Origin of the sequence: Pseudomonas sp. PSE14 (genome assembly GCF_029203285.1) — a bacterium.
GTDB lineage: Bacteria > Pseudomonadota > Gammaproteobacteria > Pseudomonadales > Pseudomonadaceae > Pseudomonas.
On record NZ_CP115669.1, the window covers coordinates 1,658,974 to 1,671,802 of the forward strand.

Below are 12,829 nucleotides of genomic sequence, written 5' to 3' on the forward strand. Positions count from 1 at the left end.
CCCCATCAGGTCACGAGCCACAGTGACGCAAGCAAACACAGTGGGCCGCAGCATACCGACAAATTTTCGGGAAAGCGACAGCCCGCCGGCATCGAAATCGATGCAGCGTCAGTGGCTGAGTTTCAGGCCAACCAGTCCGAACAGGATCAGCGCAACGCTGAGCATACGGACCGGCGCCATGGATTCGCCGAACAGCCAGATGCCAACGGCAACGGTGCCCAGCGCGCCAATGCCGGTCCAGATGGCGTAGGCGGTGCCCAGCGGCAGGTTCTTCATGGCCAGGCCCAGCAGGCCTACGCTGGCGGCCATTGCCAGGGCGGTGAGCACTGAGGGAACCAGGCGGGTGAAACCTTCGGTGTACTTCAGGCCGACGGCCCAGGCGACTTCGAACAGGCCGGCGACGAACAGAATGATCCAGGACATGCGGGACTCCAGACGGTGGATGGATTGAAGGGCCGTCCCCGCTGGAACACCGGAAGGTGGTGAGGTCGTCCTCACAATGTGCATTATTTTGCACAAATGCGCGACGCCGGGCAACCCGGCGTCGAAGCATGGCCCTGTTACGAGGCTTGTTCCTGGACGGATGGCTCGTCGGTCATGCGGCGGAACACCGCCGCCAGGATGGAGCCGGAGAGGTTGTGCCAGACGCTGAACAGCGCGCTGGGTACAGCGGCCAGAGGGGAGAAGTGAGCGTTGGCCAACGCCGCTCCCAGGCCCGAGTTCTGCATGCCGACCTCGATGGCCAGCGCCTTGCGCTGGGCCAGCGGCATGGCGGTCAGGCGCCCGGTCAGGTAGCCCAACATCAGTCCGAGCGCGTTATGCAGCATCACCACTGCGAGTATCAGCAGTCCGGACTCGGCGATCTTCGCCTGGCTGGCAGCTACCACGGCGGCAATGATCACCACGATGCTGATCACTGAAACCAGCGGCAGCACATCCACCGCCACACGGGTGCGCTCTCCGAGCATGCGCTGGACGATGAAGCCCAGCGCGATTGGCAGCAGGACGACCTCCACGATCGACAGGAACATGGCGCTGAACGAGACCGGCAGCCAGGCGGAGGCGAGCAGCCATACCAGCGCGGGAGTGACCAGCGGTGCAAGCAGTGTGGTGACCGAGGTGATCGCGACCGACAGCGCGACGTCGCCGCGGGACAGCCAGGTCATGACGTTGGAGGCGGTACCGCCGGGACAGCAACCAACCAGAATGACGCCCACCGCGATTTCGTCGGGTAGCGCCAGCAGCTTGCAGAGCAGCCAGGCCGTACCCGGCATGATGATGAACTGCGCCAGGACGCCGATGATCACTCGCCCGGGATGGCGTCCGACTTCACGGAAGTCCTCCGCCTTGAGCGTCAGTCCCATGCCGAACATCACCAGCCCTAGCAGAGGCACGATGGCCACCGTCAGCCCCTTGAACCAGGCGGGCTGGAAAAAGGCCAGAACGGCGAACAGCAGAACCCAGAGAGGAAAGGTGTTGCCGCAGAAGCGGCTGAGGGAGGCGAGGGCACGCATGGGACTTTCCTTCTTATTGTGTCGGGCGCCGCAAGCGCGGCGCCCGCCGGGGTCAGATGCCTTCCGGAATCGCCTCGCCGCCCAGGGCTTCGATCAGCGCCGGGAGGAATTCGGCAAAGGTCAGCATCATCAGGGTGAAGCTGGCATCGAGCTGGCCGAGGGCGTCTTCGCCGCCGTCCTGTTCCGCCTTCTCCTGCAGCAGGTCTTCGAAGCGCAGGCGTTTGATCACCACCTTGTCGTCGAGAACGAAGGACAGCTTGTCCGACCAGGCCAGGGACAGCTGGGTGACCAGCTTGCCGGAGGTCAGGTGCAGCTGGATTTCCTCGCTGGTCAGGTCCTGGCGCTTGCAGCGCACCACGCCGCCGTCTTCGTGGGTGTCGCGCAGTTCGCACTCGTCGAGGACGAAGAAGTCGCCGGCGGCTTCCTGGGTCTTGACCCATTCGGTGAGGGTGGCGGTCGGCGCGACCTTCACGGTCAACGGGCGTACTGGCAGCGAGCCCAGGGCTTCGCGCAGTGTGGACAGCAGGTCTTCGGCCTTCTTCGCGCTGGAGGAGTCGACCAGGATCAGGCCGAGGCTCGGGGCGATAGCGGCGAAGGTCGCCGAGCGGCGGATGAAGGCGCGCGGCAGCAGGGTCTGGACGATCTCGTCCTTGAGCTGGTCGCGTTCCTTCTTATAGACCTTGCGCATCTGCGCGGTCTCGATTTCGTCGACCTTGTCCTTCAGGGCGTCACGCACGACGCTGCCAGGCAGGATGCGCTCTTCCTTGCGTGCGCTGATCAGGAAGAAGCCCTCGCTGGCGTGGACCAGCGGCGCGTCCGGACCCTTGCCGAAGGGCGCGGAGAAACCGTAGGTGGTGAGCTCCTGGCTGGCGCAGGGGCGCGCCGGCTTGCTGGCCAGGGCCTTCTCCAGGGCATCGGCGTCGATCTGCAGATCCTGAGTGAGGCGGTATACGAGCAGGTTGCGGAACCACATGAGGGGCGAACTCCTGGACACAAAGAACCCATTATTCCGTCAGGCGCTTTCCAGGCCAACCCCGTTTTGTCTTTCACGCACTTCATCTAAGCCTTTGGAACATCTGAAAATTTTTTTCATCCGAGGGCTTGCCAGGTGCAAATCTCCTCCGTAGAATGCGCCCCACTTCGAGAGTGAAGGGTGATTAGCTCAGCTGGGAGAGCATCTGCCTTACAAGCAGAGGGTCGGCGGTTCGATCCCGTCATCACCCACCAAACTCGAGGTCCGACGCAGCGGTAGTTCAGTCGGTTAGAATACCGGCCTGTCACGCCGGGGGTCGCGGGTTCGAGTCCCGTCCGCTGCGCCATATTTCGAAAAGCCCTCAGGTAGCAATACCTGAGGGCTTTTTCTTTGCGTTCGAAAAAGCCGCGCTGCTTCGTATTCCTTCGACCTTTTTTCCGAACATATCCTGTTAATTTTCCTATAAGTTTGCTGTGGGAACTTCTCCCGTGGCAGGGGTTCCTATTGCCCATAGCCACTGGCCACGAGCGCCTGATAAGCTCGCGGCTTCAAAGACCCTGCCATGACGGCGCAAAGACAAGGATTCAGCATGAAACAACATCGGTTGGCGGCAGCGATCGCGCTGGTCGGCCTGGTTCTCGCGGGCTGCGACAAGCAAGCCGCTGAAGTGGAACTGAAGACCCCCGCGCAGAAAGCCTCCTACGGCATCGGCCTGAACATGGGCAAGAGTCTGGCCCAGGAAGGCATGAATGATCTCGACTCCAAGGCCGTGGCCCTGGGCATCGAGGACGCTGTTGGCAAGCAGAAGCAGAAGCTGACCGACGAAGAGCTGACCGAAGCCTTCTCCTTCCTGCAGAAGCGCGCTGAAGAGCAACTGGCCAAGAAGAACTCCGAAGCGCTGGAAGCCGGCAAGAAGTTCCTCGAGACCAACGGCAAGCGCGAAGGCGTAGTGACCACCAAGTCCGGCCTGCAGTACGAAGTCGTGAAGAAGGCCGACGGCCCGCAGCCCAAGGCTACCGACGTGGTTACCGTTCACTACGAAGGCAAGCTGGTCGACGGCACCGTGTTCGACAGCTCCATCCAGCGTGGCAGCCCGATCGATCTGCCGGTTGGCGGCGTGATTCCGGGTTGGGTCGAAGCCCTGCAACTGATGCACGTGGGCGAGAAGATCAAGCTCTACATCCCGAGCGAACTGGCCTACGGCGCACAGAGCCCGAGCCCGACCATCCCGGCGAACTCCGTGCTGGTGTTCGACCTGGAACTGCTGGCTATCAAGGATCAGAATCAGCCTGAAGAGGCTCCGGAAGCGACCCAGGAAGCTCCGAAGAAAAACTGAGTACCTTCGTACCAATGAAAACGCCCCGTTACCCACGGGGCGTTTTCATTTTTGCGGGACCAGCTCTGGAACGGGAGGCTGACCCGAAGGTCTGTTTGAGGGTAGGCTGCCCCCTGTTGTTACGCTTATGCACATATTTGCCGCAGTTGCTCTGATGTCAGGGGCTTGACATCCAGGTGGCCATCGAATAGCCGCAACTGCATGATTTTTAACGCATTTGTCAGGCTGGATAAAAAATCGCCTATCTGTCTGGAACCCTCATGGTTCGGGCCTTTGGGCGATGTTGAAGCTTTCTTTCAACAGAGTTATCCACAGTAAAGGTGGATAACCTGAAGCATTCCCGTCTGAGTATTCCTATCGGGGTGAAGTGATGAAAAAACCTCCGGGATTCGATCGCTACCTGGACCTCGCCGGACGATTCCTGGCTCGTGGCCGGGTGCCGGCGTTGCTGTTCGCGGTGGCGCGCAAGAGCGGCCGTCTGAAGTTGGCCCGCAATGACCTGAAGCTGCTGCAGGAACTGCTGGTGGCCTGGGTGCGCGGTGATTATCGCGGTGTCAGTTCCCAGGCGCTGGTGTCCGTCGTGGCGGCGTTGCTGTATTTCCTGGCGCCGGTGGATCTGGTGCCCGACTGGCTGCTGGGTGTGGGGTTCCTCGATGACCTGGCGGTGCTGGCCTGGGTCGTGCGCCGTTGGCAGTCCGAGCTGGATGCCTTCAAGGTGTGGCGGGACGGTCAGGGTATGGAAACCCGCGAGGCGCTCAAGCAACTGCCGGCGCCGGTTCAGCGCCGCTGACGCAACAGCTGGTTCTGCTGGGTAAGCATGCGCTGGATGGAGCCGTCGTCTACCAGCGTCTGCAACGCCGCGTCGAGACGCTCGGCGGGGATGGGCAGTGTCGGGCCGTACGAGCAGCGGATCGAATAGCGTTGCAGGACGCCGGGATTGACCTGGATGCTCAGGTTGGGATGCTCCTGTAACAGGAATTCCAGCGACCGGCGCATGTCGACGATGGCGTCCAGGCGCTTGTGTTCGAGCATGTGCAGGCGGGTTTCGAGGTCGCGCACGTCGCTGCGGCGGACGGTGTTGCTGGCGAAGGCCTTCATCAGGGCCGGCAGGTAGACGTAGCCGAGGCTGGTGCCGACCGTGCGGCCGCGAAGGGCGTCGAGGTCGTTCAGGGGCGGCGCATCGCTGCGTTGTGCCAGAACGTCTTCTTCCTCGAACAGGCTGGGCGACCAGTGCAGTTTCTCGGGGGCGTTCATCCACTGCGGGTTGTTGATGCACAGCAACTGGATGCTGCCCTGTTGCAGGGAGCTTTCTACGCGCTTGTCCGGCGTTTCGATGAAGCGAACCTCGAGGTTCAGAAGCTGTCCGACTCTTTCGCCCAGGTCGCGGACGAAACCATGCGCCAATTCGTGGTCAATACTTTCCACGTAGGGCATCCCGTTGCTTGGCGAATAGCCCCAGCGCAGTTCTTCGGCGCCGCAGAGGGCGCTCGTCAGGCAGAGGCAGATCAGGAGAAGACGCTGCAAGTCGGTCCCCATGTTCGGCGGGAGGTGACGGCAGCAGCAGTATAGCCGGCACAGGTGCCGGTCAGGCTGTTAAGATGGCGGCCTGCAAGGAGTGTTGTCATGAACGTGCAAGTCATCATGCGTGACGGCGAGGCGGAATACGCCGTTGTTCCCTGGGCCGAGTACCAGGCACTGTTGGCCGCCGCCGGCCGCGGCGCCGCTCAGGTGGTCCAGCCTGCCACAGCACCCGTATCCGATGAGGCGCCGAACTGGAAGTCCCTGCGCGAGGCGCGCGGGCTTTCCATCGAGACGCTGGCGCGTGCGGTGGGCATCAGTCCGTCCTACCTCGCTCTTATCGAAAACGGCGAGCGCGAGGCCAGCGACGCCATCCAGCACGGTTTGCGCCGTGCCCTGGGCAGTGGGGAGTCCGGGTCTTGAGCGTACAGATCAGCCGCAAACACTGGGATGGCCTGCTCGGTGAGCTGGAAGACGCACGCCGCCAGCGCCATCTGTTGACCTACCGGGCGCTGATCGAGCGCCTGCAGTTGCCGACGCCGGCAATGACCACCCTGACCGCTGCCCTCGAACATCTCGCGGCCCTGGATGCCCGCGCAGGGCGTCCGCTGCGCAGTTCGCTGGTGATCAGCCAGGGGGCGAGCCGCCTGCCGCGTACCGGCTTCTTCGAATGCGTGGAGCGCCTGGGGCGCTTCTCCGGCGCGCCGGATGGTCCTGCCGCGGCGGGTTGGCATGCGGCGGAAGTGGCGCGGGTGTTCGAGTTCGAGTACCCGGAGGAGCTCTGAGGTGGCGACGCCCCGTGAGCTGTACTGGCGCTTGCGCGCGCGGCTGACCTACGCCGTGGCGCGGCGTCTGATGGGCTGGCCCTGGCTGGTGCGCCAGCCGCGCGCCTGGCAGTGGATGCAGGGGCAGTATTCGCGCATGGCCAGCCTGGGCGATACCGCCGCGCAGAGTTTCTACGGCCACCTGCTGCTGTTCCGTGGGCAAGGTCTGGGCGCTCGCGAGGAAGGGTTGCGCTTGCTGCGCCTGGCCGCCAGCGGAGGCGATGCCAAGGCGGCCTACCAGGTTGGCGTGCAGTCGCTCAAGGGCGATACGCGGCACGCCGCCGATGCGCAGGAAGCCGCGCACTACTGGGCGCAGGCTGCAGAGGCTGGCCATCCACTGGCGGCGCGCCAGCTGATGGAACTGTACCGCAGTGGTGGCCCGGGTCTGCCGCCCGATGAAGCGCAGGCCGCGCGCTTTGAGGCGCGCGCCCATCAGCTGGGGCTCTGAATTCAGTCGGCGCTGAGGATGTGCAGGCTGTAGCCTGGCACCGCCTTGGCATGCCGCTTGGCCTCCGAGGCCAGTCCCGCCAGTTGTCCGGCATCCAGGCGCGCGCAGGCGCCGGGCGTCAGATGCACGACACCGATCGACAGTGACAGCAGCGGAAACTCCTCGCGCTGTCCCTGGCGATTGTGCGAGACGAAGCAGCCCGCTTCGAGGTGCTCGCGGCTGTAGAAGCGCCGGCATTGTCCCTGGAAATCTTCCAGCAAGTGATTGAGGCGTTCGCGCCAGTCCCGCGTACCCAGGACAAGCATGAAATCGTCGCCGCCGATATGGCCGACGAAGTCCTGTGCCGGGTCCACCCGCTCACCCAGGCATTGGGCCAGGCACAGCAGCACTTCGTCGCCGCGCGCATAGCCGTAGAGGTCGTTGAAGGGCTTGAAGCTGTCGATGTCCACGTAGCACACCACGGCTTCCCGGCCCTGTTGCAGCAGCCGGCCCAGGCACTGCTGGATCGGCACGTTGCCGGGCAGCAGGGTCAGCGGGTTGGCGTGGCGCGCCTGGCGGATCTTCTGTTCGGTGATCAGCTTAAGCACGTCGATCACCCGGCCCAGCCCCAGGTAGCGGCCGTTCAGGGTAATGATGAAGTCTTCCTCGATGCGCTGCCGGGCACGGCTGGTCAGCAGCCGGCTGACTTGTTGCAACGATTGGCTGCGCTCGACGGCGAGGAAGTCGCCGCTCATCAGCCGGCTGATCGGCTTGCGCGCGTAAAGCTCCGGGGCGAAGGGCTTGAGCAGCGCATCGGACAGCGCATGTCGATGCACGATGCCCACCGGCCGGCCGTGCGGGTCGAGTACTGCCAGAGAGTTCAGGTTGGCCTGGGCGCGGAAGGCCTCCAGCACGTCATGGGTCGGGGTGTCGTCGCGTACCGCCGGTTGTTCCAGCAGCAGCGGCTGCAGGTCGGCGGGCTCGTCGGCGAGCAGGCTGCCGGTGGAGTCCACCTCCGGCAGCAGGTTGCGTGCATCGCGCGGCGGCTGTTCGCTGGGGCGGCCGAACAGGTAGCCCTGCACCAGGTCGACACCCATTTCCGAGAGCACCGCGAGCTCTTCCGCCAGCTCGATGCCTTCGGCGATGACCTGGGCGCGCGAGGCGTGGGCCATCTTCAGGATGGAGCCGACGAATTCGCGCTTCACCGCGTCCAGGTGGATGCCTTCGATGAAGTGGCGGTCGATCTTCACGTAGTCGGGGCGCAGCTCCGACCACAGACGCAGGCTGGAATACCCCGCACCGAGGTCGTCCAGGGCGATGGAGAAGCCCATCGCCCGGTAGTGGTGCAGCGCGGTGTCGAGCAGGCTGAAATCCTCGATGGGGGTCTGCTCGGTGAGCTCAATCACCACGTCGTTGGGCGAGATGCCGAAGGTCTGCAGCAATTGCAGGGTGCGGCCGGGCTGGTGGGTGGGTTCCAGCAGCGACTCGGGGGATACGTTGAGAAACAACTTGCCGTCCAGGTTCAGCTCACGGAAGCGGGCGCAGGCCTGGCGCCGGCAGAGCAGTTCGAGCTGGCTCAGGCGGCCGCTGCTGCGGGCGATGCTGAACAGGGGCAGGGGCGAGTGCAGGGGGCCGTTGGAGGGCCCGCGGGTGAGGGCTTCGTAGCCCACCAGGCGCCGTTCGGAGAGCGACAGGATGGGCTGGAACAGGCAGTGCAGGTCGCCGTGAGCGAGGATCTGGTCCAGCGCGCTCAACTGCTCGGTGACGGTCATGACGGTTCTCGGTGGATGAAAATGCACAGGGCCGGTTTCCCGGCCCTGTGCATTTCACGACAGCGTCATGACTGTTTGATTACATCCGATCAGTGTTTGGCGACCTGAGAATCCAGATTCAGGTAGTCGATCAGGATGTGTCCGGACTCGGTCAGGTAGGCGTCGTCCTGCGGCTTGGTCTTGTCTTCCTCCGGCAGGGCGTTCTCGTCTTCCTTCTTCAGTTCCTTGAGCGGTTCCTGGCCCTTGGATTTGCGCAGGGTGTTCTCCATGGCCAGCTGACGGTTCTCGATGCTGGTCTGCTGGGCACGACGCTTGGCTTCGTTGAGGCTGACGGTCTTCTCTTTCATCAGCTCCTGGGCCAGCGCCAGACGCTCGCGGGCATAGACGAAGTCGGCGTTGTTCGCGGTGCGCGCGTCATGCCGGCTGCGCAGCTGGTCGAGGAACGGCTTGAACGGATCGGCCTGGGCCTTGAGCACCGGCTTGATGGTGTCCCAGGGCATGGAGTCGGGCAGGGCGCTCTCGCCGATTTCCTTGTCGTCGACGATGGACGGGTAGCTGATGTCCGGGATCACGCCCTGGTGCTGGGTGCTCTGGCCGGAGACGCGGTAGAACTTGGCCAGGGTCAGCTTCAACTCGCCGTGGTTCAGCGGCTGGATGGTCTGCACGGTGCCCTTGCCGAAGGTCTGGCCGCCGACGATCAGTGCGCGGTGGTAGTCCTGCATGGCGCCGGCGAAGATCTCCGAGGCCGAGGCGGACAGGCGATTGACCAGCACGGTCATCGGGCCGGTGTAGAAGGCCTTGCCTTCGTCATCGTTGAGCACGTCGACGCGGCCGTCGCTGTTGCGCACCAGCACGGTCGGGCCCTGGTCGATGAACAGGCCGGTCAGCTCGGTGGCTTCCTGCAGGGAGCCGCCGCCGTTGTTGCGCAGGTCGATGACGATGCCGTCGACGTTGTCCTTCTGCAGCTCGCCGATCAGCTTCTTCACGTCGCGGGTGGTGGACTTGTAGTCCGGATCGCCCGCGCGGTAGGCCTTGAAGTCGAGGTAGAAGGCCGGCACGTCGATGATGCCCAGCTTATAGGCCTTGCCTTCGTGGTCGAGGGTGATTTCCGACTTCTTCGCCGCCTGGTCTTCCAGCTTCACCGCTTCGCGGGTGATGGTGACGATCTTGCTGGTCTGGTCGTTCGGCGCGTTGCTCGCCGGAATCACTTCCAGGCGTACCTGCGAGCCTTTCGGGCCGCGGATCAGCTTGACCACTTCGTCCAGGCGCCAGCCGACCACGTCGACCATTTCACCCTTGCCCTGGGCAACGCCGACGATCTTGTCGGAGGTGGCGATCTGCTTGCTCTTCTCGGCCGGGCCTGCCGGCACCAGGCGCACGACCTTCACGTAGTCGTTGTCGCTCTGCAGCACGGCGCCGATGCCTTCCAGCGACAGGCTCATGTTGATGTCGAAGTTTTCCGCGCTGTCCGGCGACAGGTACTGGGTGTGCGGATCGTAGGTCTGCGCGAAGGCGTTGATGTAGGCCTGGAAGATGTCCTCGCTGCGGGTCTGTTCCAGACGCATCAGCTGGTTCTTGTAGCGCTTGGTGAGCTGTTCCTGGATGGCCTTGTTGTCCTTGCCGGCGATCTTCAGGCGCAGGACTTCGTCCTTCACCTTCTTGCGCCACAGGTCGTCCAGTTCGGCGCTATTCTTCGCCCAGGGAGACTTCTCGCGGTCGATCTCGAGGGATTCGTTGGTGGTGAAGTCGATCTTGTCGACGCCCTTGCCGAGCATCGCCAGGGCGAAGTCCAGGCGCTCTTTCAGGCGGTCGAGATGACGCTTGTAGATGGTGAAGCCGGGCTCCAGCTCGCCGCTTTTCAGGAAGTCGTCGAACTGGGTGCGCCAGGGGGCGAACTGGTCGATGTCGGCGGCAGTGAAGTACATGCGCGCCGGGTCGAGGATCTTCAGGTAGCTGTCGTAGATCTTCGCCGAGCGATCGTCGTTCAGCGGCGGCTTGTTGTAGTGATGGCGCTTGAGCAGCTCAACGATGTTGAGGCTGGCGATCACCTGGTCCCGGTCCGGCTGCAGGCCATCCCAGACGTTCGGATTGCTGGTGGCAGCGAACGAGGACAGGGCGGTCGCGCCGAGGATGAACAACAGGGCGGTACGGGGCAAAAATCGCTTCATGCTGATTCGACTGATCGCGGAGTTATGACGCATATTAGGCCGTAATTGGCGGCGCCGGGTTCAATCGTTGGTGAATTCGGCGCGAAGAAAGGGCCCGACCTTACGGATCGGGCCCTGCAAGGTCACTATGGAGGCAGCGTGAAAGCATTGCAAGGTATCGAAGGGCGGGTGGAGTGGGGGGAGCGTCCCTCTCCGACCTGCACACAGGGGCAGATCCGCATTCAGGTCGCTGCCGCCGGTCTCAACCGTGCCGACCTGCTGCAGGTGGCCGGGCTCTACCCGCCGCCGCCGGGGGCCAGCGACATCATTGGCCTGGAGTGTTCCGGGGTGGTCACCGAGGTGGGCGCCGGCAGTACCTGGCAGGTGGGCGACCGGGTCTGCGCGCTGCTGGCTGGCGGCGGCATGGCCGAGGAAGTGGTGGTGGACGAGCGCCACGCCCTGCCGGTGCCGGCAGGCCTTTCCCTGGCTGACGCCGCAGCCCTGCCCGAGGTGTACGCCACCGCCTGGCTGAACCTGTTCATGCTCGGTGCGCTGCAACCCGGCGAGAAGGTGTTGTTGCATGCCGGCGCCAGCGGCGTCGGCTCGGCCGGTATCCAATTGTGCAAGGCCTTTGGCAACCCGTGCTGGGTCAGTGTCGGCAGTGCCGAGCGCCTGGCCTACTGTGAGGGCCTGGGCGCCGAGGGCGGCGCGCTGCGCGGCGAGAGTCTCGAAACGCTTCGGGATTTCGCGCCGTTCGACGTGATCCTCGATCCGGTGGGGGCCAACTACGCCGCCCTGGACCTGGAAATCCTCGGTCGCGATGGCCGATGGGTGGTCATTGGCCTGATGGGTGGTCGCAAGGCCGAGCTGGATCTGGCCCTGCTGCTGGGCAAGCGCATCCAGTTGATCGGCTCGACCCTGCGTTCGCGCGATGCGGACTTCAAGGCGCAGCTGATGGCGGAGCTGGGGCAGAAGGTCTGGCCATTGTTCGAAACTGCGAAACTGAGCCCGCAACTGGAGCGAACCTACCCGGTCGGCCAGGCACAGAAGGCCTTCGATGCGCTGGCCAGCAACCAGGTGCAGGGCAAGGTGGTGGTGCTGATCGACGAGAGCCTGAAGTAATCAGGCGCCGGACGCAGGGAGTGCGAGCATGGCGGAGACAAGGGAGGTCGCCGTTCACGGCGAAGCGGCGAGTGACTTCTGGAGCTTGCCGGGCTGGCTCAATGGGCTGCTCTGGCTGCTCCAGTTCAGCCTGAGCGCAGCAGCGGGCGCGTTGGCGGTGCTGCTGTCCATGTTGTGGCTGCCCGGGGGAGCGATCTGGAGTCTGTCGGGCATAGTCGCCGGCCTCTGCATCGTTTATCTGTCCGTCGTCGTCCATGAACTGGGCCATTTGCTGGCGGCACGCTGGGCCGGCATGACGGTCCTGCGCATGCGTGTCGGACGCCTGGATGTCCGACTGTTGCGCAAAGGCTGGAAACTGGGCTTTGCGCCGCGCACGCAAAAGCGCCTGCAGGGCTTCGTCATGGCTTTCGCCGACCCACGCGCTGCCTGGCGGCGGCAGCATATGGGCTTCGTTGCCGGCGGGCCGCTGGCGAATCTGATTCTTGCCGTGCTGGCTGGCGCCCTGGGCGCGTGGCTGGCTCCCGGCGCCGCCCACGGAATGCTGCTGGCATTCGCCGCTTGCAACGCCTGCATCGGCGTCGCCAATCTGCTGCCGGTGGAGCGCAAGCCGCAGGTCAGTGATGGGCTCTGGCTGTTGCGCTGGTGGCGTGGTCTGGATGTCGCTCATCCCAAGCTGGCCTTCGCCCGACTGATGGGGGCCGCCTGTGCGGGGCTGTGCGCCGATCAGGCGGACCCGGCGGATCTGCAATTGCTGGAGGCTCAGGGGCAACCCATGTCACTGCTGGCCCTGTACATCCGCCTCAGGGGGCTGTTGGTGCAGGGGCGCTGGGAGGAAGCGGCTGCGCTGGACGCGATGTTCCAGGCGCAGCGTTCGGCGCTGCCGGAGGCGATGCTGCGTCCGTTGTACGATCTCTTGCGGTTGATGGAAACCGAACTGGCCTTCGCCCGGGCGATGGCCAGCAGGAGTGCCGTTGGCCTGTTCGACGAACTGCTGCCGAGCCGGCTGCAACGGGAATACACCAGCACCTGGGCGCGCTGCCTGGCTCTGCGTGCGGTGCTGGCCGGTGACGACGGGGAGCTTCGCCGTCAGCTGGCGCGGGGGCTCGAGCATGCCGCGCGGTCACCCGATCTTTCCATGGAGAAAGAGGAGGCGCGCATTCAGCAGGGCATGCTCCGGTTCCTGGGTGGCTGAGTCG

Annotated in this window: 13 protein-coding genes and 2 tRNA genes; 9 read left to right on the plus strand and 6 right to left on the minus strand. The window is 64.3% G+C overall.

Features of this window, described 5'->3' with window-relative positions; translation table 11 throughout:
* Window positions 1-108: 108 nt before the first annotated feature.
* The 3 genes from sugE to rdgC all read right to left on the minus strand — a co-directional run bounded on the left by sugE (window position 109) and on the right by rdgC (window position 2,487).
* Window positions 109-423 carry a quaternary ammonium compound efflux SMR transporter SugE gene (gene sugE / locus O6P39_RS07830; RefSeq protein WP_275610807.1) on the minus strand — a complete coding sequence of 105 codons (315 nt, stop codon included), beginning with the start codon at window positions 421-423 and terminating at the stop codon, window positions 109-111.
* A gap of 137 nt (window positions 424-560) precedes the next feature.
* Window positions 561-1,514 (minus strand): bile acid:sodium symporter family protein, encoded by a 954-nt coding sequence (locus O6P39_RS07835; protein WP_275610808.1) that lies wholly within the window; start codon window positions 1,512-1,514, stop codon window positions 561-563.
* Window positions 1,515-1,566: 52 nt separating this feature from the next.
* Window positions 1,567-2,487 (minus strand): recombination-associated protein RdgC, encoded by a 921-nt coding sequence (rdgC, locus tag O6P39_RS07840; protein ID WP_275610809.1) that lies wholly within the window; start codon window positions 2,485-2,487, stop codon window positions 1,567-1,569.
* A 178-nt stretch (window positions 2,488-2,665) separates the two neighbouring features.
* Here rdgC and O6P39_RS07845 point away from each other — a divergent pair.
* From O6P39_RS07845 to O6P39_RS07860, 4 genes are all read left to right on the plus strand, one after another.
* Window positions 2,666-2,741 (plus strand) — tRNA-Val (locus tag O6P39_RS07845).
* A 15-nt stretch (window positions 2,742-2,756) separates the two neighbouring features.
* A tRNA-Asp gene (locus O6P39_RS07850) sits at window positions 2,757-2,833 on the plus strand.
* Window positions 2,834-3,076: 243 nt separating this feature from the next.
* Window positions 3,077-3,823, plus strand: coding sequence for an FKBP-type peptidyl-prolyl cis-trans isomerase (locus O6P39_RS07855; protein WP_275610810.1), 747 nt, complete (start codon window positions 3,077-3,079; stop codon window positions 3,821-3,823).
* 370 nt (window positions 3,824-4,193) lie between these two features.
* A complete protein-coding gene (locus O6P39_RS07860; protein WP_275610811.1) occupies window positions 4,194-4,613 on the plus strand; it encodes a DUF1232 domain-containing protein in 420 nt (139 codons plus the stop codon).
* On the opposite strand, the gene O6P39_RS07865 is transcribed toward O6P39_RS07860, so the two are convergent.
* Complete coding sequence (locus O6P39_RS07865) at window positions 4,601-5,347, minus strand: transporter substrate-binding domain-containing protein (protein ID WP_275610812.1); 747 nt, start codon at window positions 5,345-5,347, stop codon at window positions 4,601-4,603. The genes O6P39_RS07860 and O6P39_RS07865 overlap by 13 nt on opposite strands.
* Window positions 5,348-5,446: 99 nt before the next feature.
* Between O6P39_RS07865 and O6P39_RS07870 the strand changes: the two genes are divergently transcribed.
* The 3 genes from O6P39_RS07870 (at window position 5,447) to O6P39_RS07880 (ending at window position 6,613) form a co-directional block, all read left to right on the plus strand.
* Window positions 5,447-5,764, plus strand: a complete 318-nt coding sequence (locus O6P39_RS07870) for a helix-turn-helix transcriptional regulator (RefSeq protein ID WP_275610813.1) — start codon at window positions 5,447-5,449, stop codon at window positions 5,762-5,764.
* Entirely contained in the window at window positions 5,761-6,126 is a 366-nt protein-coding gene (locus tag O6P39_RS07875) for a hypothetical protein (protein WP_275610814.1), read from the plus strand. The genes O6P39_RS07870 and O6P39_RS07875 overlap by 4 nt, the downstream gene beginning before the upstream one ends.
* Window positions 6,127-6,196: 70 nt before the next feature.
* Complete coding sequence (locus O6P39_RS07880) at window positions 6,197-6,613, plus strand: sel1 repeat family protein (protein ID WP_275611911.1); 417 nt, start codon at window positions 6,197-6,199, stop codon at window positions 6,611-6,613.
* 2 nt (window positions 6,614-6,615) lie between these two features.
* Here the strand turns inward: O6P39_RS07880 and O6P39_RS07885 are convergent, their stop codons facing one another.
* Both O6P39_RS07885 and O6P39_RS07890 read right to left on the minus strand, forming a co-directional pair.
* Entirely contained in the window at window positions 6,616-8,364 is a 1,749-nt protein-coding gene (locus O6P39_RS07885) for a GGDEF domain-containing protein (RefSeq protein ID WP_275610815.1), read from the minus strand.
* A gap of 89 nt (window positions 8,365-8,453) precedes the next feature.
* Window positions 8,454-10,532, minus strand: coding sequence for a carboxy terminal-processing peptidase (locus O6P39_RS07890; protein WP_275610816.1), 2,079 nt, complete (start codon window positions 10,530-10,532; stop codon window positions 8,454-8,456).
* Window positions 10,533-10,670: 138 nt separating this feature from the next.
* On the opposite strand from O6P39_RS07890, the gene O6P39_RS07895 reads away from it, so the two are divergent.
* Window positions 10,671-11,633 (plus strand): NAD(P)H-quinone oxidoreductase, encoded by a 963-nt coding sequence (locus O6P39_RS07895; protein ID WP_275610817.1) that lies wholly within the window; start codon window positions 10,671-10,673, stop codon window positions 11,631-11,633.
* Window positions 11,634-11,661: 28 nt separating this feature from the next.
* Window positions 11,662-12,825, plus strand: a complete 1,164-nt coding sequence (locus O6P39_RS07900; protein WP_275610818.1) for a site-2 protease family protein — start codon at window positions 11,662-11,664, stop codon at window positions 12,823-12,825.
* Window positions 12,826-12,829: the final 4 nt, after the last annotated feature.

What these genes read in the sequence shown, in the direction of transcription:
- rdgC (WP_275610809.1), bottom strand. Translation starts at nt 2,487, where the DNA reads ATGTGGTTCCGCAACCTGCTCGTATACCGCCTCACTCAGGATCTGCAG.
- O6P39_RS07885 (WP_275610815.1), bottom strand. Translation starts at nt 8,364, where the DNA reads ATGACCGTCACCGAGCAGTTGAGCGCGCTGGACCAGATCCTCGCTCAC.
- O6P39_RS07860 (WP_275610811.1), top strand. Translation starts at nt 4,194, where the DNA reads ATGAAAAAACCTCCGGGATTCGATCGCTACCTGGACCTCGCCGGACGA.
- O6P39_RS07880 (WP_275611911.1), top strand. Translation starts at nt 6,197, where the DNA reads ATGGGCTGGCCCTGGCTGGTGCGCCAGCCGCGCGCCTGGCAGTGGATG.
- O6P39_RS07900 (WP_275610818.1), top strand. Translation starts at nt 11,662, where the DNA reads ATGGCGGAGACAAGGGAGGTCGCCGTTCACGGCGAAGCGGCGAGTGAC.
- O6P39_RS07855 (WP_275610810.1), top strand. Translation starts at nt 3,077, where the DNA reads ATGAAACAACATCGGTTGGCGGCAGCGATCGCGCTGGTCGGCCTGGTT.
- O6P39_RS07890 (WP_275610816.1), bottom strand. Translation starts at nt 10,532, where the DNA reads ATGAAGCGATTTTTGCCCCGTACCGCCCTGTTGTTCATCCTCGGCGCG.
- O6P39_RS07870 (WP_275610813.1), top strand. Translation starts at nt 5,447, where the DNA reads ATGAACGTGCAAGTCATCATGCGTGACGGCGAGGCGGAATACGCCGTT.
- sugE (WP_275610807.1), bottom strand. Translation starts at nt 423, where the DNA reads ATGTCCTGGATCATTCTGTTCGTCGCCGGCCTGTTCGAAGTCGCCTGG.
- O6P39_RS07835 (WP_275610808.1), bottom strand. Translation starts at nt 1,514, where the DNA reads ATGCGTGCCCTCGCCTCCCTCAGCCGCTTCTGCGGCAACACCTTTCCT.